General features: G+C 59.8%; 25 protein-coding genes and 2 pseudogenes. 15 read left to right on the top strand and 12 right to left on the bottom strand.

What is annotated here, in order from left to right; all coding sequences use genetic code 11:
- Positions 1 to 6: 6 nt before the first annotated feature.
- Both FT726_RS16335 and FT726_RS16330 read left to right on the top strand, forming a co-directional pair.
- Positions 7 to 942 carry a TIM barrel protein gene (locus tag FT726_RS16335; protein WP_346303078.1) on the top strand — a complete coding sequence of 312 codons (936 nt, stop codon included), beginning with the start codon at positions 7 to 9 and terminating at the stop codon, positions 940 to 942.
- A gap of 62 nt (positions 943 to 1,004) precedes the next feature.
- Complete coding sequence (locus FT726_RS16330; RefSeq protein ID WP_058780571.1) at positions 1,005 to 1,961, top strand: sugar-binding transcriptional regulator; 957 nt, start codon at positions 1,005 to 1,007, stop codon at positions 1,959 to 1,961.
- Between the two features lie 31 nt (positions 1,962 to 1,992).
- On the opposite strand, the gene FT726_RS16325 is transcribed toward FT726_RS16330, so the two are convergent.
- The 5 genes from FT726_RS16325 to ampC all read right to left on the bottom strand — a co-directional run bounded on the left by FT726_RS16325 (position 1,993) and on the right by ampC (position 6,654).
- Complete coding sequence (locus FT726_RS16325; RefSeq protein ID WP_236569483.1) at positions 1,993 to 2,688, bottom strand: class I SAM-dependent methyltransferase; 696 nt, start codon at positions 2,686 to 2,688, stop codon at positions 1,993 to 1,995.
- 110 nt (positions 2,689 to 2,798) lie between these two features.
- Complete coding sequence (locus FT726_RS16320; protein ID WP_058769793.1) at positions 2,799 to 3,539, bottom strand: DNA-binding transcriptional regulator YciT; 741 nt, start codon at positions 3,537 to 3,539, stop codon at positions 2,799 to 2,801.
- A gap of 41 nt (positions 3,540 to 3,580) precedes the next feature.
- On the bottom strand, positions 3,581 to 4,843 hold the full coding sequence (locus FT726_RS16315; protein WP_346303077.1) for a DUF1479 domain-containing protein: 1,263 nt from the start codon (positions 4,841 to 4,843) through the stop codon (positions 3,581 to 3,583).
- Between the two features lie 234 nt (positions 4,844 to 5,077).
- The gene (locus FT726_RS16310) at positions 5,078 to 5,527 is read right to left on the bottom strand and encodes a GNAT family N-acetyltransferase (protein WP_021506057.1); all 450 of its coding nucleotides are present in this window, start codon (positions 5,525 to 5,527) and stop codon (positions 5,078 to 5,080) included.
- Complete coding sequence (gene ampC, locus FT726_RS16305; RefSeq protein WP_346303076.1) at positions 5,524 to 6,654, bottom strand: class C beta-lactamase; 1,131 nt, start codon at positions 6,652 to 6,654, stop codon at positions 5,524 to 5,526. The genes FT726_RS16310 and ampC overlap by 4 nt, the downstream gene beginning before the upstream one ends.
- A 184-nt stretch (positions 6,655 to 6,838) precedes the next feature.
- Here ampC and FT726_RS16300 point away from each other — a divergent pair, with 184 nt between their 5' ends.
- The 5 genes from FT726_RS16300 (at position 6,839) to FT726_RS16280 (ending at position 12,046) form a co-directional block, all read left to right on the top strand.
- Positions 6,839 to 8,593: a glycerol-3-phosphate dehydrogenase/oxidase gene (locus tag FT726_RS16300; RefSeq protein ID WP_346303075.1), complete on the top strand. Its 1,755-nt coding sequence runs from the start codon at positions 6,839 to 6,841 to the stop codon at positions 8,591 to 8,593.
- Positions 8,577 to 9,416 carry a class I fructose-bisphosphate aldolase gene (locus FT726_RS16295; RefSeq protein WP_215480308.1) on the top strand — a complete coding sequence of 280 codons (840 nt, stop codon included), beginning with the start codon at positions 8,577 to 8,579 and terminating at the stop codon, positions 9,414 to 9,416. The genes FT726_RS16300 and FT726_RS16295 overlap by 17 nt, the downstream gene beginning before the upstream one ends.
- Positions 9,417 to 9,474: 58 nt before the next feature.
- On the top strand, positions 9,475 to 10,962 hold the full coding sequence (locus FT726_RS16290) for an FGGY-family carbohydrate kinase (protein ID WP_346303074.1): 1,488 nt from the start codon (positions 9,475 to 9,477) through the stop codon (positions 10,960 to 10,962).
- A gap of 95 nt (positions 10,963 to 11,057) precedes the next feature.
- A complete protein-coding gene (locus FT726_RS16285; RefSeq protein WP_127834083.1) occupies positions 11,058 to 11,540 on the top strand; it encodes an antitoxin Xre/MbcA/ParS toxin-binding domain-containing protein in 483 nt (160 codons plus the stop codon).
- Positions 11,540 to 12,046 (top strand): RES family NAD+ phosphorylase, encoded by a 507-nt coding sequence (locus FT726_RS16280; protein WP_288422637.1) that lies wholly within the window; start codon positions 11,540 to 11,542, stop codon positions 12,044 to 12,046. The genes FT726_RS16285 and FT726_RS16280 overlap by 1 nt, the downstream gene beginning before the upstream one ends.
- Before the next feature lie 5 nt (positions 12,047 to 12,051).
- Here FT726_RS16280 and FT726_RS16275 read toward each other — a convergent pair whose 3' ends face one another.
- A complete protein-coding gene (locus tag FT726_RS16275) occupies positions 12,052 to 12,279 on the bottom strand; it encodes a hypothetical protein (RefSeq protein ID WP_021506064.1) in 228 nt (75 codons plus the stop codon).
- A 263-nt stretch (positions 12,280 to 12,542) separates the two neighbouring features.
- Here FT726_RS16275 and hpxO point away from each other — a divergent pair, with 263 nt between their 5' ends.
- Positions 12,543 to 13,700 carry an FAD-dependent urate hydroxylase HpxO gene (hpxO, locus tag FT726_RS16270; RefSeq protein ID WP_058774691.1) on the top strand — a complete coding sequence of 386 codons (1,158 nt, stop codon included), beginning with the start codon at positions 12,543 to 12,545 and terminating at the stop codon, positions 13,698 to 13,700.
- Between the two features lie 51 nt (positions 13,701 to 13,751).
- Here hpxO and dcp read toward each other — a convergent pair.
- The 3 genes and pseudogenes from dcp to FT726_RS16255 form a co-directional block, all read right to left on the bottom strand.
- Positions 13,752 to 15,803: pseudogene (gene dcp, locus FT726_RS16265) on the bottom strand (peptidyl-dipeptidase Dcp).
- A gap of 50 nt (positions 15,804 to 15,853) precedes the next feature.
- Entirely contained in the window at positions 15,854 to 17,212 is a 1,359-nt protein-coding gene (guaD, locus tag FT726_RS16260; protein WP_346303073.1) for a guanine deaminase, read from the bottom strand.
- 124 nt (positions 17,213 to 17,336) lie between these two features.
- Positions 17,337 to 17,519: a hypothetical protein gene (locus tag FT726_RS16255; RefSeq protein WP_152999325.1), complete on the bottom strand. Its 183-nt coding sequence runs from the start codon at positions 17,517 to 17,519 to the stop codon at positions 17,337 to 17,339.
- A 66-nt stretch (positions 17,520 to 17,585) separates the two neighbouring features.
- Here FT726_RS16255 and ydfG point away from each other — a divergent pair, with 66 nt between their 5' ends.
- Positions 17,586 to 18,332: a bifunctional NADP-dependent 3-hydroxy acid dehydrogenase/3-hydroxypropionate dehydrogenase YdfG gene (ydfG, locus tag FT726_RS16250; protein ID WP_010618462.1), complete on the top strand. Its 747-nt coding sequence runs from the start codon at positions 17,586 to 17,588 to the stop codon at positions 18,330 to 18,332.
- A gap of 45 nt (positions 18,333 to 18,377) precedes the next feature.
- Here ydfG and FT726_RS16245 read toward each other — a convergent pair whose 3' ends face one another.
- A complete protein-coding gene (locus FT726_RS16245; protein WP_136548558.1) occupies positions 18,378 to 18,704 on the bottom strand; it encodes a YnfA family protein in 327 nt (108 codons plus the stop codon).
- A 133-nt stretch (positions 18,705 to 18,837) separates the two neighbouring features.
- On the opposite strand from FT726_RS16245, the gene FT726_RS16240 reads away from it, so the two are divergent.
- The gene (locus FT726_RS16240) at positions 18,838 to 19,173 is read left to right on the top strand and encodes a DUF1283 family protein (protein WP_058758533.1); all 336 of its coding nucleotides are present in this window, start codon (positions 18,838 to 18,840) and stop codon (positions 19,171 to 19,173) included.
- A gap of 52 nt (positions 19,174 to 19,225) precedes the next feature.
- Positions 19,226 to 19,522: a DUF1161 domain-containing protein gene (locus FT726_RS16235; RefSeq protein WP_058769782.1), complete on the top strand. Its 297-nt coding sequence runs from the start codon at positions 19,226 to 19,228 to the stop codon at positions 19,520 to 19,522.
- 31 nt (positions 19,523 to 19,553) lie between these two features.
- On the opposite strand, the gene FT726_RS16230 is transcribed toward FT726_RS16235, so the two are convergent.
- Together FT726_RS16230 and FT726_RS16225 are read right to left on the bottom strand one after the other, a co-directional pair.
- Positions 19,554 to 21,014: an MDR family MFS transporter gene (locus FT726_RS16230; RefSeq protein WP_058769781.1), complete on the bottom strand. Its 1,461-nt coding sequence runs from the start codon at positions 21,012 to 21,014 to the stop codon at positions 19,554 to 19,556.
- A gap of 119 nt (positions 21,015 to 21,133) precedes the next feature.
- Positions 21,134 to 21,379: a hypothetical protein gene (locus tag FT726_RS16225; protein ID WP_152391013.1), complete on the bottom strand. Its 246-nt coding sequence runs from the start codon at positions 21,377 to 21,379 to the stop codon at positions 21,134 to 21,136.
- Between the two features lie 17 nt (positions 21,380 to 21,396).
- On the opposite strand from FT726_RS16225, the gene FT726_RS16220 reads away from it, so the two are divergent.
- The 4 genes and pseudogenes from FT726_RS16220 to FT726_RS16205 form a co-directional block, all read left to right on the top strand.
- Positions 21,397 to 22,113 (top strand): ABC transporter permease, encoded by a 717-nt coding sequence (locus FT726_RS16220; RefSeq protein ID WP_282995474.1) that lies wholly within the window; start codon positions 21,397 to 21,399, stop codon positions 22,111 to 22,113.
- Between the two features lie 16 nt (positions 22,114 to 22,129).
- Entirely contained in the window at positions 22,130 to 23,056 is a 927-nt protein-coding gene (locus tag FT726_RS16215) for a glycine betaine ABC transporter substrate-binding protein (RefSeq protein WP_346303072.1), read from the top strand.
- 9 nt (positions 23,057 to 23,065) lie between these two features.
- Positions 23,066 to 23,713, top strand: a complete 648-nt coding sequence (gene osmW, locus FT726_RS16210) for an osmoprotectant ABC transporter permease OsmW (RefSeq protein ID WP_021506073.1) — start codon at positions 23,066 to 23,068, stop codon at positions 23,711 to 23,713.
- Positions 23,713 to 23,839, top strand: a pseudogene (locus FT726_RS16205) (glycine/betaine ABC transporter ATP-binding protein); the annotation flags it as partial. The gene osmW and the pseudogene FT726_RS16205, both read left to right, overlap by 1 nt.

Here is a 23,839-nt window from a genome sequence, read left to right as displayed (position 1 = left end):
TGCCGCATGCCACTAACGCTTTCGCTGAATACCAATCCGCTGGTGAACCGCTTCGCCGATCCCGGCGATTTAATTCACACCGTGGCTCAGCAGATCCGCATCCGCGATCTGCAGCTAACACATGAGTTTATCAATCCCGGCTGGCCTGCTGCCACCCTCACCCACATGACGCGCCGCATGCAGCAGGCGCTGCGTGACACCGGCGTGCGCGTCACCTCCGGCATGACCGGCCCGTATGGCCGCCTCAACCATTTTGGTCATCCGGATGCGGCGGTACGTCGCTACTACATTGACTGGTTTAAAACCTTTGCCGACATCACCGCGGAACTGGGCGGCGTCGCGGTGGGCTCGCAGTTTGCCATCTTCACCCAGCGGGATTTTAACGATGTGGCGCGGCGTGAAGCGCTGATTGCCATCGCCATTGACTGCTGGGCGGAAGTGGCGGAACACGCCAAAGCGGCCGGTCTGCGTTACCTGTTCTGGGAACCGATGAGCGTCGGACGCGAATTTGGCGAAACCATTCCCGCCTGTATGGCGCTGCAACAGCGGCTGAGCGCGGCACAGTTTGCCCTGCCGATGTGGATGATGGCGGATATCGATCATGGCGATGTCACCTCTGACGATCCGCGTGACTACGATCCTTACGCGTGGGCTGAAGCGGTGCCGCGCGTTTCGCCCATCATCCATATAAAGCAGAGCATGATGGATAAAGGCGGGCACAGGCCCTTTACATTGCAGTACAATGCCGGCGGTCGCATTCAGCCGCAGCCGCTGCTCGAGGCGCTGGCGCGCGGCGGCGCGCAGGATAACGAGATTTGCCTCGAACTAAGCTTCAAAGAGCGCGAACCCACCGACAGCAATGTGGTGGCGGAGATTGCCGAAAGCGTGGCGTTCTGGGCCGACCATATTGATACCGGGGTGCAGGATTTGCATCTCGCGTGAGCATGCCGTGCTGAGGGCTTTCGTCAGCTCGCAGCACCCCTCAACCAGACAGGGACAACCCGATGAAATCCGCACCGACTTCCGCTGAACGCGATGACTCTCTGGCCCTGCGGGCGGCCTGGCTGCACTATGTTGGCGGCCTGACGCAGGCTGAAGTGGCCAAACGGCTCGGCCTGCCGTCGGTGAAAACCCATCGGCTGATTGCGCGCATGGTGGCCGAAGGCGCGGTGAAAGTCACCATCGACGGCGCGATTGTCGCCTGCGTGACGCTGGAAGAGCAGTTGCGCAGCCGCTACGGCCTGAACTTTTGTCAGGTGGCACCCGATCTCGGTGAAGAAGGCCTGCCAGTGCGCGCGCTGGGCATGGCCGGTGCCGACTATTTACGTAATCTGCTGGCCTCCACGCCGGCGATCACGCTGGGTCTCGGCCACGGCCGGACGCTGTCGGCAGCAATTCACCAGCTGGCACGTATCGACGCGCCGCACCTGCGCTTTGTCTCCCTGCTCGGCTGCCTGACGCGCAACTACGCGCTCAATCCGCATGACGTGATGCATCGCATCGCCGAAAAAACCGGTGCGCAGGCCTACATGATGCCGGTACCGTTTTTTGCCAACACCGAAGAGGATCGCGATGTGCTGCTGGCGCAGCGTGGCGTCAGCGAAGTGTTTAGCATGGCCGCGCACAGTGAAGTGAAGCTGGTAGGCATTGGCACCGTGGAACCAGCCGCCCAGCTGGTGGAAGCCGGAATGATCGATGCAGCCGAGATCCGCGCCCTGTCGGAAGCCGGCGCGGTGGGCGAACTGCTGGGGCACTTTTTTGCCGCCGACGGGCAGATGATTCACAACTCGCTGACGGCACGCACGCTGTCGGTACCGCTGGATCTGGCGCAGCGCGCAGAGATCGTGGCGCTGACCGGCGGACCGAGTAAAGTGGCGGCGATCCGCGCGGTGCTGGCCAGCGGACTCGTCACCGGTTTGATCACCGACGAGCTGACGGCGCAGGCGCTGCTATCTTATTGAATCGTCAGCTCACTCAACCTTATTAAGCGGTTTAGCGCTTGCGCGCCGTCCAGCCATGTATCAGCAGCGACTGAAAGAAGCGCTGCGGCGGCGTGAACCCGGCCTGCGCCATCAGCGCTTCGGTCTGGGCAGCAGGCAGTAACAGCAGCCGCTGCGTCAGCATCTGCTTCATCTCATCCAGATTTTGCGCCCTGCCGCTGGCGCTCTCATGCATGGTTTTCCAGAACAGCAGTTGTTCATCAAAGCCGGTATCCTGCACATCGCCGACAATTTCTGCCGTCACTAAGCGTCCGCCCGGTTTGAGCTGCTGCTGCATCTGCTGATAAATACCCGCCCGCTGCGGATGCTGGATAAAATGCGTCACCAGCAGGCAAAGCACCACATCGTAATCGGCGGTAACCGGCACGTCGTTAAGGTAGCCCTGATGCAGCTGGCAGCGCGCCCGTATCCCGGCGGCGGTGAGTTTTTCTGTGCAGACCGCCAGCATGTCCGGTGAGGGATCGACACCGGTAAACTGCCATTCCGGGTGCTGCTGCGCCAGCCGGATAATTTCGCTGCCGGTCCCGACGCCCACACACAGCACCCGCGCCTGCGGCGGCGCGTTGTCCAGCACCAGTGAAATCAGCAGATGCAGATTATCGGCGATTGGCTGATGTTTGCCGTTATACGCGTCGTACTGCCGCGCAAACTCTTCGTTGAAGATATCGTTGGTATTTTGCGTCATCATTGTCCCGATCGGTTGTCATCATGTAACTTTATTTATTACATGAATAGTGCGTCGATGCAATCAATGGCTGATAACGCTAAGCCTGAGGGAGAGATTGAACGCAATAAAGGTTAAACCAGACTGAGCTGCAGCGACTGCGCGCGCAGCTGCTGCTGCCAGCCTGCGGCGAGTTCCGCGTCGGTGATCACCTGCTTAAACGGCTGTAGCGGCGCCAGCGCATAGGGATGAATCTGACCAAATTTGGAGGAGTCGGTGAGCGCGACGGTGTGCGTCGGTTTTTCCATGATGGCGTTCACCACATCGCAGCGCAGCATGTCGCGGCTGGTGAAACCGGTCGCCTCATCCCAGCCGTCAATGCCAATAAACGCTTTATGGAAGTTGAGATGCTGAATGCACAGCCGCGTTAACGGCCCGACCACTGACTCACTGCTTTTCTGAAACAGCCCGCCGAGGATAATCACATCGCCGCCCTGCTCACGCAGCAGTCCGGCGATGTAATGGCTGACGGTGATGATGGTGATGTCCTGCCGATGGCTGAGCTCTCGCGCCAGCAGCGCATTGGTGCTGCCGCCTTCAATAAACACCGTTTCGCCGGGGTTAACCAGCCCGGCGGCGTACTCCGCCAGGCGTTTTTTCACCGCAAAGCGGGTTTGCATGCGCGCGCCTACGTCATCACTTTCCGGTGCCACGGCGGAACCGTGCACGCGGCGCAGAAAGCCGCCCTTCTCCAGCAGGTTCAAATCCTGACGCACCGTCACCTCCGAAACGCCGGTGGTTTGCGCCAGTTCATTGACGCTGACGCTGCCGCGCTCGCTGACCAGTTGAATAATGTGCTGATGACGTGCGTTCATAGAGCCTGCTGTAAAAAAGTTTTTGCCCAGCTTAGCAGAAATCACGCTAATCCCAGACTGCGCCGGCCGTTTTCATTCAGATCCTGCGGCGTAAAACGGCCGCGCCAGCTGGCTTCGTAATCCTCTTTGGGGAAATCGCCCGGCGAGACACCGGTCGCCAGCGCCTGCGCCACCTGCTGCGCATAGTCGGCGTTTTTATCGCACATCGGCGCGGCAGGAATGTACATCACGTTGCCCCAGCCCTGCTGATTTTCTACCGGTGCCACCGCATGAATCACATCGCAGTGCCACCACACCGAATCGCCCGCCTGCAGCGCCGGGATCGAACACAGGCCGGCGATTAATTCCGGATGCCAGCGCTCTGATACCGGCAGCACTTTGCCCGGCGCCACGCCGCACAGCTCCTCTTCCGGCACATCTTTCAGTAACGGACGCAGCAGCAGATAAGCCATGGCTTCCGGCACCGGCACCACGTGCAGCAGTCCCTGACCGGGCTGCATATCAGAGAGTGCGGTCCAGCCCTGGAAAGTGCGGAACACCGAACATTTGGTGGTGGTGCCAGACTGATACTCCTGCACGGCCGTGCGGTGCGCCGCATCCCACGGATCGTACTGATCGAACTGGTTAGAAAAGATCTTGCTAAACACCTGCTGATAGGCCGGCAACAGCCAGCGCTCCAGCGCGCCGGAATCGGTGTGCGCGCCCAGCCCTTTTGAGGTGGTACCCGGCAGCCGGCGCCGGATGCGATCCGGATAGATGATGCTCACGTCCGGATCAAACCAGCGCGTACCGGCGGATTCGAATTTCCACAGGCGATTGAGGAACGCCTGGGTTTGCGCCATGGCCTCGCTCTGGCGTGCAGACATCTGCGCATCGCTCCAGTAAATGGGATAGATCTCCGGCCGCGAGGCATCGAGATTGCCAAAGAAGTTGTCACCCGGCCCCTGATAGACGCGGTCAAAATCATTGTCGTCGAGGTAGTTGAGCATGTCAGCATCCCACGCCAGCGCCTGCTCGCGGCTGAAGGTTTGCTTCACCACCACGCAGCCGCGGCGGCGGATATGATCTTTGGTCTGTTCGCTGATGCGACCGGCGGCCAGATCCGCGAAGCTGACCTGCGGCCACGCCGTTCCGTGCTGCTTCTCTTCGGCGCGCGCGGCCGCGATTTCACTGACAATCTTACTTCTGACCTGCTCAAACAGGCCTTCGACATCGCCAATCTGTGCTCTGAGCACCTGCTTCATCAGGCGCACATGCTGTTTAAAATCGTCGGGTTGTTGTTCTGAGGTAAAAGTGGTGTTCATCTCGCACTCCGTCTGTTTACGCTTAAGTTTCATTCGAAACACATTACATATTCATTCATAACATCGTGCGAACAAAAAGACAGCACGCAGGCAAAAAATAGCGAGCATGGTCACAGTTATTTATCTGAGGGATTTTCGTTTGAAAGGGATCATGGAGCGAAACGGTGGGATGAATAACGCAAGCGCGCCTTGATCAGGCACGCGGGGGCCGCCCTCCATGGCAGCCCGGGAAAATTACGGCTGATCGAATAAATGACGGTACTGCACAAAGTCGGTTTGTTGCGCCAGCCGATCGTACAGCGCCCGCGCGTGGCTATTAGACGCCTGCGTCAGCCAGTAAACGCGCGAACAGCCGAGCTTCTCCGCCTGTTCATAGACCGCCAGAATCAGCGCCTTGCCGGCACCCAGACCGCGCGCGGCTTCGCTGACGTAGAGGTCCTGCAAATAGCAGTAGTCGCCCTGAGTCCAGGTTGAGCGATGGGTAAGAAAATGCACCAGCCCGACCATCGCGCCGTCCTGCTCGGCCACCAGACAGTGCATGGGTTCCGCGCGGGACAGCAAGCGGCGAAAGCTCTCGCCGGTGGTGTTATCGTCAATGGTGGTCTGATAAAAGCGCTGATAGCCCTGCCACAGCGCCAGCCACGGCATAAAGTCTTCTGCGCGCAGCGCTCTGATGGTGATCATTCGCCCTTCCCGATGTTGCTGATGATTTTTTCCGCAGCCACCACCCGATCGTCATTCGGGAACCACTTATTTGCCAGCATAATCAGCGCAACCCGCTGCGACGGAATAAAGACCGCGTAGGTGGCGAATCCGTTGGTGGAGCCGGTTTTGTTGTACCACGCCTGCTGCGGCGCAGCCTGCGGCGGCGTAATCCGCGTGGCTTTCATGCCCTTCATGATGCGCGCGCCGCTGTTGCCATCCACCAGCTGCTGCGTGGTCACCGGCAGCGGGTAATATTCCCACATCATCGCCTGAGTAAAAGCGGCCTCGGTGTGGTAATAGCCCTGATGCGTCGCGGCCACCGCCTGTTGCCATGCGGGCGCGACCGGCTGTTGCTGCAGCTGAATGGTCAGCCAGCGAATCAGATCGGCAGAGGTGGATTTCAGGCCATAGGATTCCGCATCCAGCGGGCCTGGCGTGACCCGCACCGGGCGATCCTGCTTGTTATAACCCTGGGCGTAGCGCCCCATCTGTGATGCAGGCACCTGCACATAGCTGTGCGTCATGCCCATCGCCGGCAGCAGCTGCTTTTCCATCGCGCTGATGAACGGCTGATGCAGACTTTTAGCCGCAATCATGCCGAGCATACCGATACCGAGGTTGGAATAAACGCGCACCGTGCCCGGCTGGGCCTCTGGCTGCCACTGTTTGTACCAGCGCATCAGCTCGCGGGTATTGGTCACGTCATCCGGTACGAACAGCGGCGTGCCGCTGGTGTGCGTCGCCAGATTCAGCACCGAGACCCGATCAAAAGCGCTGCCTTTCAGTTCCGGCAGCCACTGGCTGGCCGCGTCGCTGAAATTCAGTTTGTTCTGCTGCGCCGCATAGCTGGCTAAGGTGGCGGTAAACGTTTTACTCAGCGAACCGATTTCAAACAGCGTCTGCTCGTTGATCGGCTGTCCGCTCTCTTTCGATGCCACGCCGTAGTTATAAAATTCGGTTTTGCCGTCGTGCAGAATCGCCACCGCCATACCGGGGATCTGATACTGCTGCATCAGCGGTTTGATGATGCTGTCTGGTGATGTCGTTGCCAGCGCACTGCCGCTGACCAGCAGCGCAAGTGCGCTTAATCGGGCCCATGAAAACATGAAAATTCCTTTTCCTGCAGGTTAACCATGATGTCTGACCGGCAGTATATCGTTACCCCTGCCAGGCTTCCCGACAATTCTCATTGGTAGTGAACAAAATCACATCCTGTATGACCTGATTTGCCGTTTGCTGCGCCCGCTCCTATACCTTTGACAAGTAAGCGTTCATCGCAAGGAGCTGAGAATGGAACAGGTTTTGACCCGCGAACAACGGCTTAGCCGCCTGCGCGCGCGCAGTTCGCTGCCGGTGCTGATCGTCGGCGGCGGCATCAACGGCATCAGTACTTTTCGTGAGCTGGCATTACAGGGCATTCCTGCGGTGCTGGTGGAGAAAGGTGACTGGTGCCAGGCGGCCAGCGGCGCGCTGTCGCGCATGATCCACGGCGGCCTGCGCTATCTGGAGACCGGCGAGTTTGGCCTGGTGAAGGAGTCGGTGATGGAGCGCGATCGCCTGCTGAAAAACGCCGCGCACTATGTGTTTCCGCTGCGCACCACCGTACCGATCGATAATCTCGGCGGTGGACTGGTTAACGCCACGCGACGTTTCCTGCGCCTGAGTGATAAGCCCACCCGGCGCGGCGCGCTGCTGATCAAAACCGGTCTGAGCCTGTACGACCTCTACACGCGACAGTACGGCGCTATGCCGCGCCACCAGCTGCGTAACGAAGCCGCCACGCGCGATCGCTGGCCTGGCTTCGCGCCCTGGGTGAAATACAGCGCCAGCTACTACGATGCGTGGATCAGCGCGCCGGAGCGACTCGGGTTTGAGCTGATTGAAGATGCGGAACGCGCCTGCCCGGAGGCGCTGGCGCTCAATTATCTGCGGGTGGTCAGCGCCAGCGACGAGACGGTGCTGCTGGAAGATACGCTGAGCGGTGAGCGCTTTAGCCTGCAGCCGCACGTGCTGGTGAATGCCGGCGGCGCGTGGATCGACCAGCTGAATCAGCAGCTGGCCGTGCATTCACCACCGACCAGACTGATAGGCGGCACCAAAGGGTCGCATCTGATCCTCGATCATCCCCAGCTGTTACAGATGCTGGACGGTGAAATGGTCTATTTCGAAAATCAGGAAGGCCGGGTGTGCATTATGTTTCCCTGGTTCGGCAAAGTGCTGGTGGGCTCCACCGATATCCGCGTTGATGACCCCGATAGCGTGGTGTGCGAAGCCGAAGAGCAGGCTTACATTCTTGAGTCGCTGCGCTTTGTATTTCCTGACATTGTGGTGCCAGCATCCGCAGTGGTTTACACCTTCTGCGGCGTGCGCCCGCTGCCGGCCAGCGAGGCCAAAGTGAATGGCCAGATTTCACGTAACCATTCGCTGGTGCTGCTGCCGCCTGACCACGCGCGCGCCTGGAGCACGCTATGTCTGGTCGGCGGTAAATGGACCACCTTCCGCCGCTTCGGGGAAGAGGCCGCCGACCGCGTGTTGCGCCTGCTGGGAGAAAAGCGTCGCGTCTCCAGCAGCGACCTGCCGATTGGCGGCGGCCGGGATTTTCCGGCGCCGTCCGCCCAGCCCGCCTGGCTCAGTGCGCTGGCGCAGCAATATGACATTCCGCTGGCGCGCGTGACGCAACTGGCGAAACGCTACGGCAGCCGGGCCCTGCCGCTGCTGCAGCAGATTCAGCAGCACGGCGAACAGCCGCTGCAGCATCATGCCGGTTACAGCGCCACCGAACTGCGCTATCTGATTGAGCATGAACAGGTGTGCCAGCTGGAAGATGTGCTGGTGCGCCGCACGTCGCTGGCTATCTGCGGTGAATTAACGCCGCCGCTCATGCAGGAAATTTCGCAGCTGCTGGCCGACTCGCTCGGCTGGCAGGACAGCCAGCGCGCTGAACATCTGCAGCACACCGCAATCAGCCTGGCGCAGCGCCATGGGCTGCACGCGCTCGCATCCGCGTTTTCACAGGAGGAAATTCAGGATGTCACTCACCCCTAAAGTTCGCCTCAACCGGTTATTTCACCACGGCAAGTGCCTGGATGTGGCGATCGACCACGGCATCGCCAACGAGCCCGATTTTCTGCTGGGGCTAGAAGATATTGAAAGCGTGATGCGCAACCTGATTGCCGCACAGCCGGATGCGATCCAGGTCAATTATGGTCAGGCCGATCTGCTGCAGCGCGTTGCCGGACGCAAACCGGCGCTGGTGATGCGCACCGACGTCGGCAATGCCTATAACGCGGCGCGCCACCGCGAGATGTGGGCGGTGCTGCACAATCCGGAGGCACCGATTCTTGCCGCGCTGCAGATGGATGCCGCCGCGGTGGTGGTCAATCTCTATCAGATCCCGGATGAACCGGGCATTTTTCGCATGTGCGTGGAGAACATTGGCCGCCTGCGCCAGGCCTGCGATCGCTATGCCATGCCGCTGATGGTGGAGCCGCTGGTGATGGCCCCCGCCGGCCAGGGCGCGGCGTACGGCTCGCTCGGTGACGTCAGACAAATCGTGCCGCTGGTGCGGCTGGCGCGGGAGCTGGGCGCCGACATCATTAAAGCCGACCCCACGGATAACACAGAGGATTTCCATCGTGTGGTGGAGGCGGCGCGCTGTCCGACGCTGGTGCGCGGCGGCGGTAAAGGGGAACTGGGCGCGGTGCTGGCGAAAAGCGCCGCGCTGATGGCGCAGGGTGCCAGCGGCATGGTGTATGGACGCAACGTTTATCAACATGATAATCCGTCACGCGTGGTCAGCGCGCTGATGGCGATTATTCATCAGGGTGTCAGCGGCGCGGATGCGCTGGACATCTACCAGCAGGGTTAAGCGTGACCTGCACCGGCGCTTAAGCGGTGCGCCGTCTTCGCCTGAAACGGAGTCGGATATGAGCCAGATTCTCGGCATCGATGCCGGAAACACCATGATCAAAGCGGTACTGTTTGACCTGAGCGGCCGCGTGCTGTCGGTAGCGGAGTGCGCCGGCGAAACGCATCAGCCGCAGGAAGGCTATGCTGAACGGCCAGTTGAAGATATCTGGCGCGGCGTCAGCAACGCGGTGAGTCGCTGCCTGCAGCAAGCCGGCACGCGTGGCAGCGAAGTGATTGCCGTCGGGGCCGCCGGTCACGGCAACGGGTTGTATGCGCTGGATCGTCAGCAGCGCCCACTGTTTGGCATCCAGTCGATTGATCATCGCGCCCGCGCCACGGTGCAGGCGCTGGAATCCAGCGGTGCGGCGCAGCAGATTTACGCGCTGTCATTACAAAAACCGTGGCCCGCCGCCACGCCGGTGCTGATCAGCTGGATACGTCAGCATCAGCCGGAACGCTGGGCGCAGATCGGCCATCTGCTGTGTGCCAAAGATGTCATCGCCCATTTTCTGTGCGGCAACGTCAGCGCGGACTATTCGGATGCCGCCGGTGCCGGGCTGATTGATTACCGCCAGCGCGGCTACAGTGGCGAATTGCTGGCGCTGTACGGCATCGAAGAGGCGCTCGCCCTGCTGCCACCGCTGCGTGAATCCTGCGAGTTCACCGGCGTGGTCTCGGCCCGGGCGGCACAGCTGACCGGTTTACCGGCCGGCATCCCGGTGGTGGCCGGCATGTTTGACGTGGTTGCCAGCGCGGTCGGCTCGGGCGTAGTGAATTGCGGTGAGGCCTCCATTGTCGCCGGTACCTGGAGCATCAATCAGGTGGTGGTCGACAAACCTGACTATCTGCGCCCGGTGTTTATGAATTCGATCATCGAACGCGACCGCTACATGGCGATCGAGGCCAGCGCCACTTCTGCCGCCAATCTTGACTGGTTCCTGCGTGAATTTGATGATGGCCGCGCCGGCCAGGGCGCGGCGCGCAGCAGCGACAGCGTGGCACAGGTCAGGCCTGACGCGCAGCTGCCGCTGTATCACCCTTACCTCTATTCAGGGCGGAAAGCCGAACCCGCCAAAGCCGGCTTTTACGGCCTCGGCGGCTGGCATACGCGCGCTGACATGCTGTTTGCCCTGTTTGAAGGCGTAACCTTTGCCCACCGGGCGCACATTGACCGGCTGCGCGCGGCAGGCATTACGGTCAACCAGGCCACGCTCTCCGGCGGCGCGACGCGCAGTAGTGTCTGGCCGCAAATGTTTGCCGATGTGCTGGGGATGCCGATTCGCGTCGCAACCTGCCACGAAACCGGGGCGCTGGGCGCGGCCCTGTGTGCGGGCGTGGGCGTGGGTCAGTGGCCGAATCTGGCTGCCGCCGTGCAGCAGGCGGTTACCCTTGCGCCGGAGGCGCTGCAGCCTCGCGCAGCGCGCTTCGCGTTCCCTGACACCCGCTACCGGCTGTTTAAAAAACTTGAGCTGGCGATGAGCGACATCTGGCGCACCGCCAGTTAATGGCGGTGCGGCGTGAACAAACCATGACACCGGCGGGCAAATGCTGTACACTTGATGCATAAAAATGTTCACATGAACATTATCAGGAGGTTGTGATGTCCACCGCATCGGCTTTTAATCCCACCAGCGGATCGCGCATCTTTGATCCGTCGCTGATTCAGCACGCCCGCCCCTCTTTTATGGATCAGATGGGGCTGCCGCGTAACCGGCTTAAGGCGCATAAGTTGATCACCGAAGGCATGGATGTCGGCATTGTCGAACGCGCCGCCACGATTCTGAAAGCGACGCCGATCGACATCGCGCAAATGGTCTCGATTGACCGCAACACCTACCGGCGCCGCGAGAAGTCCGGATCGCAGCTTTCGGTCGAACAGGGTGCACGCATCTATCAGGTGTTTGAAGTGCTGGATGCGGTGATCCAGCTGTTCGCTGGCGATCCGGAAGTGGCGATGCACTGGATGTATCAGCCCGCGCTGGCGCTCGACAACGCGCAGCCGATTAACATGCTCAGTACGCCCGCCGGCTGCGATGCGGTGCTGACGCTGATTGGCCGCCTGGAGCACGGAGTGATTGTCTGATGACACGACGGAAGGATCCGGCCACACCCGTCAGGGTGTTCTATCGAATTGTCAAAGCGGAATACGCCAGCCAGGCGTTTAACGGTGCTGGCGCAGAAAAATGGGGTGGCCGCTGGAATCCGCCCGGGATGAAAGCGGTTTACCTCAGCAGCTCTAAAGCGCTGGCGACGCTGGAACTGGTGGTGCACGCCGGGAAAACGCTGCTGGAGCAAAGCCGCTTTGTGGTGTTTACCCTGGCGGTACCGGAGTCCGACATCATCGCCCTCGACAGCAGTAAACTGCCGGCCGGCTGGGAAAAATATCAGCAGCAGGAGGAGACGCAGGCCATCGGCGCGGCGTTTCTCGATCCGCACAACGGCTTTCCCCTGCTGATGACGGTGCCCAGCATCCTCACCGGCGAAGATAATGCGCTGTTTAACCCCGATCACCCGGGCGCGGCCGCGCTGATTGCCACAGCGACCTCCGCTCCCTTCGCCATCGATCGCCGCATCAAAGACGATCCGTAAACGCTCTAGCGGCACTGGCTGGCACAGTTTTGTACGCAAATCTGCGCCAGCGAGCCACAGCCGCCGCCGTTGTCATTCTTGCACTGTGATTGCTGCACGTAACAGTTCTGCTGACAGGAAGAGACATCACACTTCGCTGCTACCGGCGTGAGCTGCGGCAAATCCCCTTTTCTCTCCGGCTGCCACGGCGTTTGGGCCGCTGCGCTCAGGCTGCCCAGCAGCCATAACATCATTATCCATTTCATCATTCAGTCCTCGCAGGATGGATGTAGAGAGTATGAACGCTGGCCGGATGATTGCCAGCGTGAAACCTTTGGTTCACCTTCCGCCTGATGATGCCCTGTTAAGGTGCAGCATCTGCGCCCATTGCCGAAGCAGCGTCTGACCCAACCGGAATATAAATCATTATTTTCAATACTTTAACTCGCCATCACCCTGACCCCGCAAGATGGTACAAAAGTTGCATGGCTTAGGGTGCACAGTAAAGGAGACGGTAATGAAAGCGATTGTGATTGGAGCGGGTATCGGCGGCATGAGCGCGGCGCTGGCGCTGGAAAAAGCGGGTTTCAGCACCGCAGTGTATGAAGCGGTGAAAGAGATGAAACCGGTCGGCGCGGCTATCTCTATCTGGCCTAACGGCGTGAAGTGCCTCAATGCGCTGGGTCTCAAGGCACAGCTGCGCGCGCTCGGCGGCAATATGGCGTTTATGGCTTACAACGATGGCCACAGCGGCAGCACCCTGACCCGCTTCAGTTTGTCACCGCTGGTGCAGCAGGTCGGCGAGTATCCTTATCCGGTCGCACGCGCAGAGTTACAGGCGCTGCTGATCGACAGCTACGGCCGCGAACGCATCCGCTTTGGCAAACGCGTTGTGCGGGTGGAGCAGCATGCCAGCGGCGTGACCGCCTGGTTTGATGACGGCAGCCAGGCTGAAGGGGATTTTATGGTGGCCGCCGACGGCACCCACTCGGTGATTCGCCATCACGTGCTGGGCGAACACGTCGAGCGCCGCTACGCAGGCTACGTTAACTGGAATGGCCTGGTCACCATCGATGAGAGCATCGCGCCCGCCGATCAGTGGACCACGTTTGTCGGCGAGGGCAAGCGCGTCTCGCTGATGCCGGTGAGCGGTAACCGCTTCTACTTTTTCTTTGATGTCCCGCTGCCGAAAGGGCTGGCGCAGGATCGCGCAACGGTGAAAGACGATCTGCGCGGCTATTTTGCCGGCTGGGCCGAACCGGTCCAGCGGCTGATCGCCAGCATTGACGCACAAACCACCAATCGCGTGGAGATTCATGATATCGAACCCTTCAGCCGCTTTGTCAGAGGACGTGTGGCGCTGCTGGGGGATGCGGCACACAGCACCACGCCGGATATCGGTCAGGGCGGCTGTGCGGCCATGGAAGATGCGGTGGTACTGGCGCAAACCCTGACCGCCCACTCGCTGGGCATTGAGGACGGGCTGCTGCGCTATGAAGCGCGGCGCGTGGCGCGCACCCGTGATTTGGTGCTGAAAGCGCGCAAGCGTTGTGATGTCACCCACGCCAAAGATGCGGCGGTCACCGCGGAATGGTATGCCGGACTGAAAGAGGAAACCGGCGAACGCGTGCTGGCCGGCATGTGTGACACCATTGAAGGCGGTCCGCTGGGATAAGCGTGCAGGCCAGCCAGCTGCACCGCTGGCTGGCCCTTCGGTTACGGCGCGTTACGCCTCGTCGAGGCCGCGGTGTTTCAGCATCGGCCCGATGTCCGGCGCTTTACCGCGCCAGGCCAGCCAAAGATGCTGCAGATCGCTGCTGTTACCGCGCGACAGAATCTGCTCACGGAAGCGCTGACCATTTTCGCGTGTCAGACCGCCCCGCTCGACAAACGCCTGATAACCATCGTCGGCCAGCATCTGCGTCCAGATATAGGCGTAATACCCGGCCGCATAGCCGCCACCCCAGATATGACGGAAGTAGCTGGAGCGATAGCGCGGCGGCACGGCACTCAGGGCAATATTCTCCGCCGCCAGCGCCTGCTGCTCAAAATGGCTGACATCCTGCGGATTATCGTGCGGTGACAGCGAGTGCCACTGCAAATCAAGCAGTGCCGCCGCCAGCAGTTCGGTCATGTCATAGCCTTTGTTGAATTTCGCTGCGCGCACCATTTTGTCGCGCAGCGCAGCGGGCATCGCTTCACCGGTCTGATAATGACGTGCATAGTGGGCAAACACCTGATCCTGACTGGCCCAGTGTTCGTTGATTTGCGACGGAAACTCGACAAAATCACGCGGCGTGGCGGTGCCGGACAGGCTGGCATAGCGCTGGGTGGCGAACAGGCCGTGCAGCGTGTGGCCAAACTCATGGAACAGCGTGATCACCTCATCCCAGCTGAGCAGTGCCGGCTGACCGGGCTGCGGCTTGCTGTAATTGCAGACGTTGTAAATCACCGGCCGGCTTTCCAGCAGCGTCGACTGGTCGACGAAATTGCCCATCCATGCGCCACCGCTCTTGTTATCCCGCGTGAAGAAATCGGTGTAGAACAGCGCTAACGGTGCACCGTCGGCATCGAAAATCTCATAAACGTTGACGTCCGGATGGTAGACCGGCAGATCGTGGCGCTGTTCAAAGCGAATGCCATACAGCTGGCTGGCACACCAGAACACGCCCTTTTCCAGTACAGTGTTGATCTCAAAATAGGGGCGGATTTGCCCTTCGTCCAGCGCGTATTGCGCGGTGCGTACCTGCTCCGCGTAGTAATTCCAGTCCCAGGCGCGCAGCGGGAAGCTGTGGTTTTGGTCGGCGATCAGCTGCTGAATATCCGCCGCTTCTCGCCCGGCGCGCGCCGTCGCGGCGGGCACGATGTTGCGCATAAAGGACTGGGCGGCTTCCGGCGTTTTCGCCATCTGATCCTGCAGGCTCCATGCTGCAAAGCTGTCGAAGCCCAGCAGACTGGCCTGCTGCGCACGCAGTTACGCCATACGCGAGACGATGGCGCGCGTGTCGTTGTCGTCACCCTGTTCGCTGCGCGTCAGCGCCTGCTGAAACAGCGCTTCGCGCGTGGCGCGCACCGTCAGCGACTGCAGCACCGGCTGCTGGGTGGTATTTTGCAGAGGGATTAGCCATGCGTCGTGCAGCCCGCGCGCCTCAGCGGCGTCCTTCGCCTGTGCCAGCGCCGCCGGCGACAGGCCGTCCAGCGCCGCCGCGCTGCTGACGGTATAAGCGGCGGCGTTAGTTGCCGCCAGCAGCCGGTTACCGAAACGCGTTCCCAGACTGGCCAGCTCCTGATTACAGGCGCGCAGTTGCGCTTTATCGCGCTCACTCAGACTGGCGCCGGCCAGCTGAAAGCGCTGCCAGGTGACTTCCACCAGACGCATCGCTTCGGCATCCGGGCACTGCGAACCGCGCTGCTGATACACGCTGTCGAGCCGCGCAAACAGCGCCGGGTTAAGGTAGATTTCGTCATTGAGCGCCGTCAGCTGCGGGGTGATCAGCTCGTCAACCTGCTGGAGCCGCTCGCTGGTATTGGCTGAGGTCATCGCGGCAAAAACGGGGTACACCCGGTTTAGCAGGCTACCGCTGCGCTCCAGCGCTTCATAGGTATTGGCAAAGGTTGCCGGCTCGGGGTTGCTGGCGATGGCCGCCACTTCCTGGCGCTTTTCGGCAATTCCGGCTTCCAGCGCCGGCAGGAAATGCGCTTCGTCGATCAGATCAAACGGCGGTGTCTGGTACGGCAACGGGCTGACGTTAAAAAACGGATTGGCACGTGAAGTCATTATCGCTCCTGATAATCAGCAACGCCGCGGCCACCTGCGGCGGGATGCTTTTATCCTGGCAGTTTCGTCGCCTGGCAACAACCTTGCGCGTGCGTATGGCTTTCGCGCTGCCACACGCACTTACCGTTGACCCAGGTTTGCGCGATGTTACGGTCATCACCGAGCGTCATCAGGACAAACAAACGCTGATGGATATCGTCGCTGTTGGCCATGCGCAGCTGCTGCAGCGGAGAGACGGCAGGATCGATCACCACAAAATCCGCCTCTTTACCGGGGTTGAAGTTGCCGATTTTGTCATCGAGATCCAGCGCATGGGCGCCGCCCAGCGTGGCGTGGTAAATCGCTTCTGCGGCGCTGAGTTTGTACTGTTGCAGCTGCCCCACCTTATAGGCTTCACCCAGCGTCTGCAGCATATTGAAGGTGGTGCCGGCGCCGACATCGGTGCCCATGCCCATGCGCACGCGCTGCTGCCAGCGGCGTTTAAGATTGAACAGTCCGCTGCCGAGGAACAGGTTGGAGGTCGGACAGAAGGCCATCGCCGAGTCGGTGTCGTGCAGGCACTCCCATTCGCGATCCTCCAGATGCAGGCAGTGGGCAAATACGCTGCGTTTGCCGGTGAGCTGATGCTGGTGATACACATCAAGATAGCCATCATGGGCGGGAAACAGCGTTTTTACCCAGGCGATCTCCTGCTGATTTTCGCTGAGATGGGTATGCAGCCAGGTATCGGGAAACTCGTTTTTCAGCTGCTGCACTTTTTCCAGCAGCTGTGGCGATGAGGTCGGCGCAAAGCGCGGCGTCAGCGCATAACCGAGACGCCCGCGCTGGTGCCAGCGCTGAATCAGCTCACGCGTCTGCTGATAACTTTGCGCCGGCGTTTCGGTCAGTTCCGGCGGTGCGTGGCGATCCATCATTACCTTGCCGGCAATCAGCCGCATCTCCAGCTGTTCGGCGGCGCTGAACAGCGCGTCTACCGATTGCGGATGCACCGTACCAAACACCAGCGCAGTCGTGGTGCCGTTGGCCAGCAGCTGTTGCAGGAAAAACGCTGACATGCGCGCCGCGTGCGCCGCACAGTGGTACTGCCTCTCGACCGGAAAAGTGTACTGATTGAGCCACTCCAGCAGCTGTTCACCGAACGCGCCGATCATTTCGGTCTGCGGATAGTGAATATGGGTATCCACAAACCCCGGCAGGATCAGCTTGCCGCGCAGATCGATCACCTGCGTTGATTCAAGGTGTTGAAGTGCCGGCTGCCAGCGCTCCAGACTCACCACTTTGCCGTAGCGCAGCGTTAGCAGACCGTCTTCGAGGTAGCGTGCCTGGTCGGCGAGGCCATCGGGCTTGTCAGCCAGCGCGGGGAAATCAAAAAAACTGGCGCGCAGGCGGGTTACAACAGAGTCAGACATGACGCTTCCTTCAGGGTGTAATGCAGGTTTCAGATAGATATAGCAAAGATATTGCAAACCGCATGCCAGGCAAGTCCACCCAACAATCACTTTAAATTCAGATAAATACCCAATTTCAACGCGATTATCGTCGCAAAAATTGCAGGCAATCGTATGCGTAACCGATTGCCTGTTCGTGGTATTGCCCTTGCGCATTGCGCTGGCGTTTTACGCCGGGAAAAGGTGCCTGATCGGGCACGCTCATGGTGCAGGACTGCACCGCAAACGTGCAGGAAAGATTCTGCAACACGCCGCTCACGCTTTTCATGAGCGCCGCTGCGGGGTTAATGCTAAGGTGTGGCAGAGAACCTGAAATCGTATAAGGAACAGTGAGATGATTATTTTTGTTACCGGTGCGACCGCCGGTTTTGGTCAAAGTATCACCCGCCGCTTCATTGCTACAGGTCACAAAGTGATCGCCAGCGGACGCCGTGCTGAGCGTTTACAGGAATTAAAACAGGAACTGGGCGACAACCTGTACACCGTGCAGCTGGATGTGCGTAATCGCGCGGCTATCGAAGAAGCCATCGCCGCCCTGCCCGCCGAATGGCGTGATATCGATGTGCTGGTTAATAATGCCGGGCTGGCGCTGGGCGTCGAACCGGCGCATAAAGCCAGCGTTGAAGACTGGGAAAATATGATCGACACCAACAACAAAGGGCTGGTGTATATGACGCGCGCCGTGCTGCCTGCCATGGTAGAGCGCAACGTCGGTCACATCGTCAACATTGGCTCGATAGCCGGCAGCTGGCCGTACGCCGGCGGCAACGTGTACGGGGCAACCAAGGCGTTTGTGCGTCAGTTCAGCCTCAACCTGCGCACCGACCTGCACGGCACCGCGCTGCGCGTCACCGATATCGAGCCTGGCCTGGTGGGCGGCACCGAGTTCTCGAACGTGCGCTTCAAAGGTGACGATGGCCGCGCGGATGCGGTGTATGAAGGCACCACAGCGCTGACGGCGGAAGACGTGACGGAAGCGGTCTATTGGGTGACCACGCTGCCGAAGCACGTCAACATCAACACGCTGGAAATCATGCCGGTGACACAAACCACCGCCGGACTGAAAGTGTTTAAAGGATAAGCAAGCTGCGCGTGGCGGCCCGTCGGGTCGCCCTGCGCGGCCGGTTCAGGCCTTGCCCCAGCCGATAACGATAATCAACATGCCGCTGAACGCCACCAGCGCACCGCCCCAATCCCACGCACTCAGTTTGACGCCATCGACCAGCCGCAGCCAGATCAGCGCCGTTAACACATACACGCCGCCATAAGCCGCATACACCCGGCCGCTGGCTGCCGGATGCAGTGTCAGCAGCCAGACAAACAGCGCCAGGCTGGCTGCGGCCGGTAACAATAGCCAGGCGCTCATGCCGCGCTTCAGCCACAGCCACGGCAGAAAACAGCCGGTGATCTCGGCAATAGCAGTGATAAAAAACAGCAGCGCGGTTTTCACCAGCATACAAAGTCTCTCTGATCGTTAAACAAACCGCTCACCGCTGGTGAGCAAAGAAGCAGCGATGATATACTGACAGACAGTGTTGTGACAGCCGCCCTGCGCGCTGTGCTGGAGTTAACGAAAGGAAATGACGATGAAAAAACTGTTTTCCGCCCTGCTGGCTACCACGCTGACCGCCAGCGTAATGCTGACTGCACCGCTGGCTGTCGCTAAGACGGATCGCCTGATTATTGAAGATGGCAACAACGCGGCCAGCAACGAGGCGGCGCGTCAGAGCAAAGAGCAGTGGAACGATACGCGCAATCTGCGTAACAAGGTAAATACCCGCGTGGAGAAAGAGTTCGATAAGGCAGACCGGGCCTTTGATACCCGCGACGCCTGCGAAAAAAGCTACAACGTTAATGCGTACTGGGAACCGAACACCCTGCGCTGCCTCGATCGCCGCACCGGCCGTCCGCTGGCGCCGTAATGCGCGCCAGCTGCTATAGTTTTCACGGGAATGACGCAACAAGGAGTGAGTGATGAAAAAACGTAATGCAGTTGTGTTGCTAATGGCGCTGGCGTTACCGCTGGCGGTGCAGGCGTCCTGCGAAAGCGTGCGCGCCGACATCAGCAAAAAGATCATCAACAATGGCGTGGCGGAATCGGATTTTACGCTGGATATCGTGCCGAACGATCAGGTTGATCAGGCAGGCGGTCAGGTCGTTGGCCACTGTGAAAACGACACGCAGAAAATCGTTTACAAGAAAAACGGTCGCGATGCGGATAGCAGCGTGCCGGACAGCGCGGGCAGCTCGCAGGATGCTCCCGCACAGTAATCCCTTCGGGCGGCTGGTCGGCCGCCCTGCTTTATTCCGCTTCCGGCCGCTGACGCGGCATCAGCCACGCAATCCACAACGTCAGCAGCGCAATCAGCAATGCCACCACAAATACCCAGTGCAGCGAACTGGCAATCTGTCCGGTCCAAAAGTGTAACTGTTCCTGCGGCAGCGCCTGACGGCTCTCCGGTGCCATAATTTTCTGCATCGGATCGCTGGCCTGCGGCAGCCGCAGCGACAGGTTGAGATTGAGCACCGCACCCATTATCGCCGTGCCGATGGCCGATCCCAGCATGCGGCTGAACATGATTGAGGCGGTGCAGATGCCGCGAATTTCATAGTGCGCATGATTTTGTACCGAAACCAGAAAGGTGGTGCTGGTCATGCCCATCCCGGTGCCAATAACAAACGCCGTCAGCCCGGCCTGCATGATGCTGCTGTCGGCGCGCAGCAGCAGTAACAGCGCGCTGCCGGCAATCAGTAAAAACGCGCCGAGCTGCGCGGTAAAGCGATACGAGGTGATTAGCATCAGACGCCCGCTGAGCGTACTGGCCAGCGGCCAGCCAATTGACATCATCGCCAGCGCGCTGCCCGCCTGCAGCGGCGTGCCGCCAGTAATGCCCTGAATCCACGTCGGCAGAAACGCGCTGATGCCCATCATGGTGGCCCCGATAATCAGGTTCCCGGCATTACCGGCCACAATCAGGCGGCTGCGCCACAGCGCCAGCGGAAACAGCGGCGCATCGGCCCGCTGCTCGTGATGTTTCAGCCGCCAGCCGGCCAGCAGCGCCAGCGCCAGGAACGGCACCAGCCAGAAACCCAGCGCTTCCGCCTGTAACAGCGCCACCAGCAGTGCGGTGACGCTGATCATCAACCAGCAGCTGCCGGTCAGATTCAGCGTTGCGCCCTGATGCTGTTCGCGCGCCGGCAAAAAACGCGCCAGCAGCAGCATGGAGAGCAGACCAATCGGCACGTTTACCCAGAAAATCACCGACCAGTTAAAGTGCTGAACCAGCCAGGCACCGCTCAGCGGACCGATGACGGCCGCGACGCCCCAGACGCTGGAGAGCCAGCCCTGCACGCTGGCGCGCTCGCGCGGCGAGTAAATGTCCGCCACGATGGTGGTGGTCAGCGGCATGATCGCCCCGGCACCCAGGCCCTGAAAGGCACGAAACACAATCAGCCACGTCATGCTATGGGCAAAACCGCACAGCACCGAGCCCAGCAAAAACAGCGTTACGCCGATGAAAAATAATCGTTTGCGGCCCCAGATGTCCGCCAGTCTGCCATACAACGGGACGCTTACCGCCTGCGTCAGCAGATAAATAGAAAATACCCAGCCAAACTGCGCGAAACCGCCAAGATCGGCAATGATGGTTGGCATGGCCGTGGCCACAATGGTGACCTCAATGGCAGCCATAAACATCGCCAGCATGCAGGCAATCAGAATCCAGTGGCGATGTTCCGTTTGTAATTGTGCGCTTTCAGTCATACGTCTCCCTTTTTCTTACAAGGCTAGTCGAAATTTCGCCGACTCAGTTTCCTCTGCGTGCGCCTGTTTGTGACAATGTCACCTATCTTGATGAAAATTTTTTATTGTCGAACGACACCTTATTTCATGCGGGTTTCGCTTAGTTTTACCGCTTTTGTATCTACCTGATTTTGCCGTGAAAACTGGCAATAATCATCAAGCGTTGCTATAGGTCTAAAGGCAGTTTCTGGTTTTTCACTGTGAAAAAGCCGGGAAGCAGTCATTTTAACTGCAATTTGACAGCGTGCTGGATTTTCGTCTGTGTATTGCACCGCATAACGCCGGTACGCTGAAAATAACGTCATAAAATCAATCGATTTTTTCAATCAGGGAGACGCACGCTATGTACAACGCATCGCTCGCCCGACGTGCCGGGCTGGCACTGCTCGCCATCGTGGTGGTGATAGCCCTGCTGGTGTGGGGATTAGGGCTGGATACGCTGCGCGACCGCAAGGTGGATTTACTCTACCTTGGGCAGCAACACCTGTACTTAGTGTTCTGGTCGATGTTATGCGCTTTACTGGTTGGCATCCCGAGCGGGATTTTGCTCAGCCGTCCCTTCGCCCGTCGCTGGGCTGAATATGTGATGCAAATCTTCAACGTCGGTAACACGCTGCCGCCGCTGGCCGTGCTGGCGCTGGCGATGGTGATTGTCGGCATTGGCGATCGCCCGGCGCTGATCGCCTTGTTCCTCGCCTCGCTGCTGCCGATTGTGCGCAACACCTATGCCGGTCTGAGCGCGGTGCCGCCGTCGCTGATTGAAGCCGCCAACGGTATCGGCATGACCAAACTGCAGCGGCTGCGCCGGGTTGAACTGCCGAATGCGCTGCCGGTGATCCTCGCCGGGGTGCGCATCGCGACCGCGATTAACGTCGGCACCGCGCCGCTGGCCTTCCTAATTGGTGCCAGCAGCTACGGCGAGCTGATTTTCCCCGGTATTTATCTCAACGATTTCCCGACGCTGATCCTCGGCGCAGTGGCCACCGCCCTGTTTGCCCTGATCCTCGACATGCTGCTGGCAGCATTGGGACGCGTCCTCAGCCCGCACTCTGCGGCTTAACCCGGAGCATGTAATCATGGCCACTGCTAATCTGCTGGCGCGCTGGGTCAAACGCACCGCGCTGGCCCTGACCGCCACCTTAACCCTCAGTCACGGCGCTCTCGCCGCCGCGCCCATCGTGATGGCGACCAAAAGTTTTACCGAGCAGCATATCCTGTCTGCGATGACGGTGATGTGGCTGCAAAAGAAAGGTTTTCAGGTCATCCCGAAAACCAACATCGCCACCACCATCGGGCGTAACGCGATGATCAACAAGCAGATTGATATGACGTGGGAATATACCGGCACCTCGCTGATTATTTTTAACCATATCAACAAGCCGATGTCGTCTGAAGAGGCGTACAAAACCGTTAAACAGCTGGACGCGAAGCTGGGACTGGTGTGGCTCAATCCTGCCCCGATGAACAACACCTACGCGTTTGCCATGCAGCGCCAGCGCGCTGAGGCGGAAGGCATCAGCACCATGTCACAGCTGGTGGCGAAGCTGGAACAGGTGCGCAAAACCGACCCGGATCACAACTGGAAACTCGGTCTCGATCTGGAATTTGCCGGCCGTTCGGATGGCCTGAAACCGCTGCAGAAAGCCTACAACATGCCGCTGGATCGCCCGCAGATTCGCCAGATGGACCCCGGTCTGGTCTACAACGCAGTACGTGACGGCTTTGTCGATGCCGGATTGATCTACACCACCGACGGCCGGGTTAAGGGTTTTGAACTCAAGGTACTGGAAGATGATAAGCACTTCTTCCCAAGTTACAACGTCACGCCGGTGGTGCGTCAGGATGTGCTGGAAAGCCATCCCGGCCTTGAGGCTGCGCTTAATCAGCTGTCACCGCTGATCACCGATGAGGCGATCACCGAGATGAACAAGCGCGTCGATATCGATCACCTGTCGCCGCAGCAGGTGGCGCGTGATTTCCTCAAATCCAAAAACATGCTGTAAGGAGGCGCAATGGATACCCTGCATTACATCATGGATAACTGGAACACCCTGCTGGCGCTGACCTGGCAGCATACCTGGCTGGTGTTGGTGGCAGTAGGTTTTGCCATCCTCGTCGGTGTGCCGCTGGGCATTCTGATTGTCCGCTTCAAATGGCTGGCAACACCGGTGCTGGGCATCGCCACCATCGTGCTGACCATCCCGACCATTGCGCTATTTGGCCTGATGATTCCGCTGTTTTCACTGATCGGTCAGGGGATTGGCGCCCTGCCGGCGATTACCGCGGTGTTCCTCTATTCACTGCTGCCGATTGTGCGTAATACCCATACCGCGCTGGAAAACCTGCCGCCCGGGCTGCGCGAAGCCGGTCGCGGTATCGGCATGACCTTCTGGCAGCGCCTGCGCTGGGTGGAAATTCCAATGGCGCTGCCGGTGATTTTTGGCGGCATCCGCACCGCGGTGGTGATGAACGTGGGCGTGATGGCGATTGCGGCGGTGATCGGTGCCGGCGGCCTGGGCCTGCAACTGCTGGACGGCATCAGCGGCAGCGATGTGCGTATGCTGATAGCCGGCGCACTGATGATCTGTTTACTGGCGATTATTCTTGACTGGCTGCTGCATCGTCTGCAGTCGGCGCTGACTCCTAAGGGGATTCGATAATGATAAAACTGGAAAACCTGACGAAAACCTTTACGCAAAAAAACGGCACCACGTTCAATGCCGTTGACTACGTCAGCCTGGAAGTGCCTGCCGGGGAGATGTGTGTGCTGCTGGGGCCATCCGGCT

The organism is Pantoea sp. Morm, from assembly GCF_016643525.1.
GTDB classification, from domain to species: Bacteria; Pseudomonadota; Gammaproteobacteria; order Enterobacterales; family Enterobacteriaceae; genus Pantoea; species Pantoea dispersa.
This window is presented reverse-complemented; position numbering and strand designations above follow the sequence as displayed.

Coding starts and splice junctions, on each gene's coding strand:
- FT726_RS16285 (WP_127834083.1), top strand. CDS start 11,058: ATGTCCACCGCATCGGCTTTTAATCCCACCAGCGGATCGCGCATCTTT.
- ampC (WP_346303076.1), bottom strand. CDS start 6,654: ATGTTTTCATGGGCCCGATTAAGCGCACTTGCGCTGCTGGTCAGCGGC.
- FT726_RS16275 (WP_021506064.1), bottom strand. CDS start 12,279: ATGATGTTATGGCTGCTGGGCAGCCTGAGCGCAGCGGCCCAAACGCCG.
- hpxO (WP_058774691.1), top strand. CDS start 12,543: ATGAAAGCGATTGTGATTGGAGCGGGTATCGGCGGCATGAGCGCGGCG.
- FT726_RS16310 (WP_021506057.1), bottom strand. CDS start 5,527: ATGATCACCATCAGAGCGCTGCGCGCAGAAGACTTTATGCCGTGGCTG.
- FT726_RS16320 (WP_058769793.1), bottom strand. CDS start 3,539: ATGAACGCACGTCATCAGCACATTATTCAACTGGTCAGCGAGCGCGGC.
- FT726_RS16315 (WP_346303077.1), bottom strand. CDS start 4,843: ATGAACACCACTTTTACCTCAGAACAACAACCCGACGATTTTAAACAG.
- FT726_RS16325 (WP_236569483.1), bottom strand. CDS start 2,688: ATGATGACGCAAAATACCAACGATATCTTCAACGAAGAGTTTGCGCGG.
- FT726_RS16215 (WP_346303072.1), top strand. CDS start 22,130: ATGGCCACTGCTAATCTGCTGGCGCGCTGGGTCAAACGCACCGCGCTG.
- FT726_RS16235 (WP_058769782.1), top strand. CDS start 19,226: ATGAAAAAACGTAATGCAGTTGTGTTGCTAATGGCGCTGGCGTTACCG.
- FT726_RS16220 (WP_282995474.1), top strand. CDS start 21,397: ATGTACAACGCATCGCTCGCCCGACGTGCCGGGCTGGCACTGCTCGCC.
- FT726_RS16255 (WP_152999325.1), bottom strand. CDS start 17,519: ATGAAAAGCGTGAGCGGCGTGTTGCAGAATCTTTCCTGCACGTTTGCG.
- FT726_RS16330 (WP_058780571.1), top strand. CDS start 1,005: ATGAAATCCGCACCGACTTCCGCTGAACGCGATGACTCTCTGGCCCTG.
- ydfG (WP_010618462.1), top strand. CDS start 17,586: ATGATTATTTTTGTTACCGGTGCGACCGCCGGTTTTGGTCAAAGTATC.
- FT726_RS16335 (WP_346303078.1), top strand. CDS start 7: ATGCCACTAACGCTTTCGCTGAATACCAATCCGCTGGTGAACCGCTTC.
- FT726_RS16280 (WP_288422637.1), top strand. CDS start 11,540: ATGACACGACGGAAGGATCCGGCCACACCCGTCAGGGTGTTCTATCGA.
- FT726_RS16295 (WP_215480308.1), top strand. CDS start 8,577: ATGTCACTCACCCCTAAAGTTCGCCTCAACCGGTTATTTCACCACGGC.
- FT726_RS16300 (WP_346303075.1), top strand. CDS start 6,839: ATGGAACAGGTTTTGACCCGCGAACAACGGCTTAGCCGCCTGCGCGCG.
- osmW (WP_021506073.1), top strand. CDS start 23,066: ATGGATACCCTGCATTACATCATGGATAACTGGAACACCCTGCTGGCG.
- guaD (WP_346303073.1), bottom strand. CDS start 17,212: ATGTCTGACTCTGTTGTAACCCGCCTGCGCGCCAGTTTTTTTGATTTC.
- FT726_RS16230 (WP_058769781.1), bottom strand. CDS start 21,014: ATGACTGAAAGCGCACAATTACAAACGGAACATCGCCACTGGATTCTG.
- FT726_RS16290 (WP_346303074.1), top strand. CDS start 9,475: ATGAGCCAGATTCTCGGCATCGATGCCGGAAACACCATGATCAAAGCG.
- FT726_RS16240 (WP_058758533.1), top strand. CDS start 18,838: ATGAAAAAACTGTTTTCCGCCCTGCTGGCTACCACGCTGACCGCCAGC.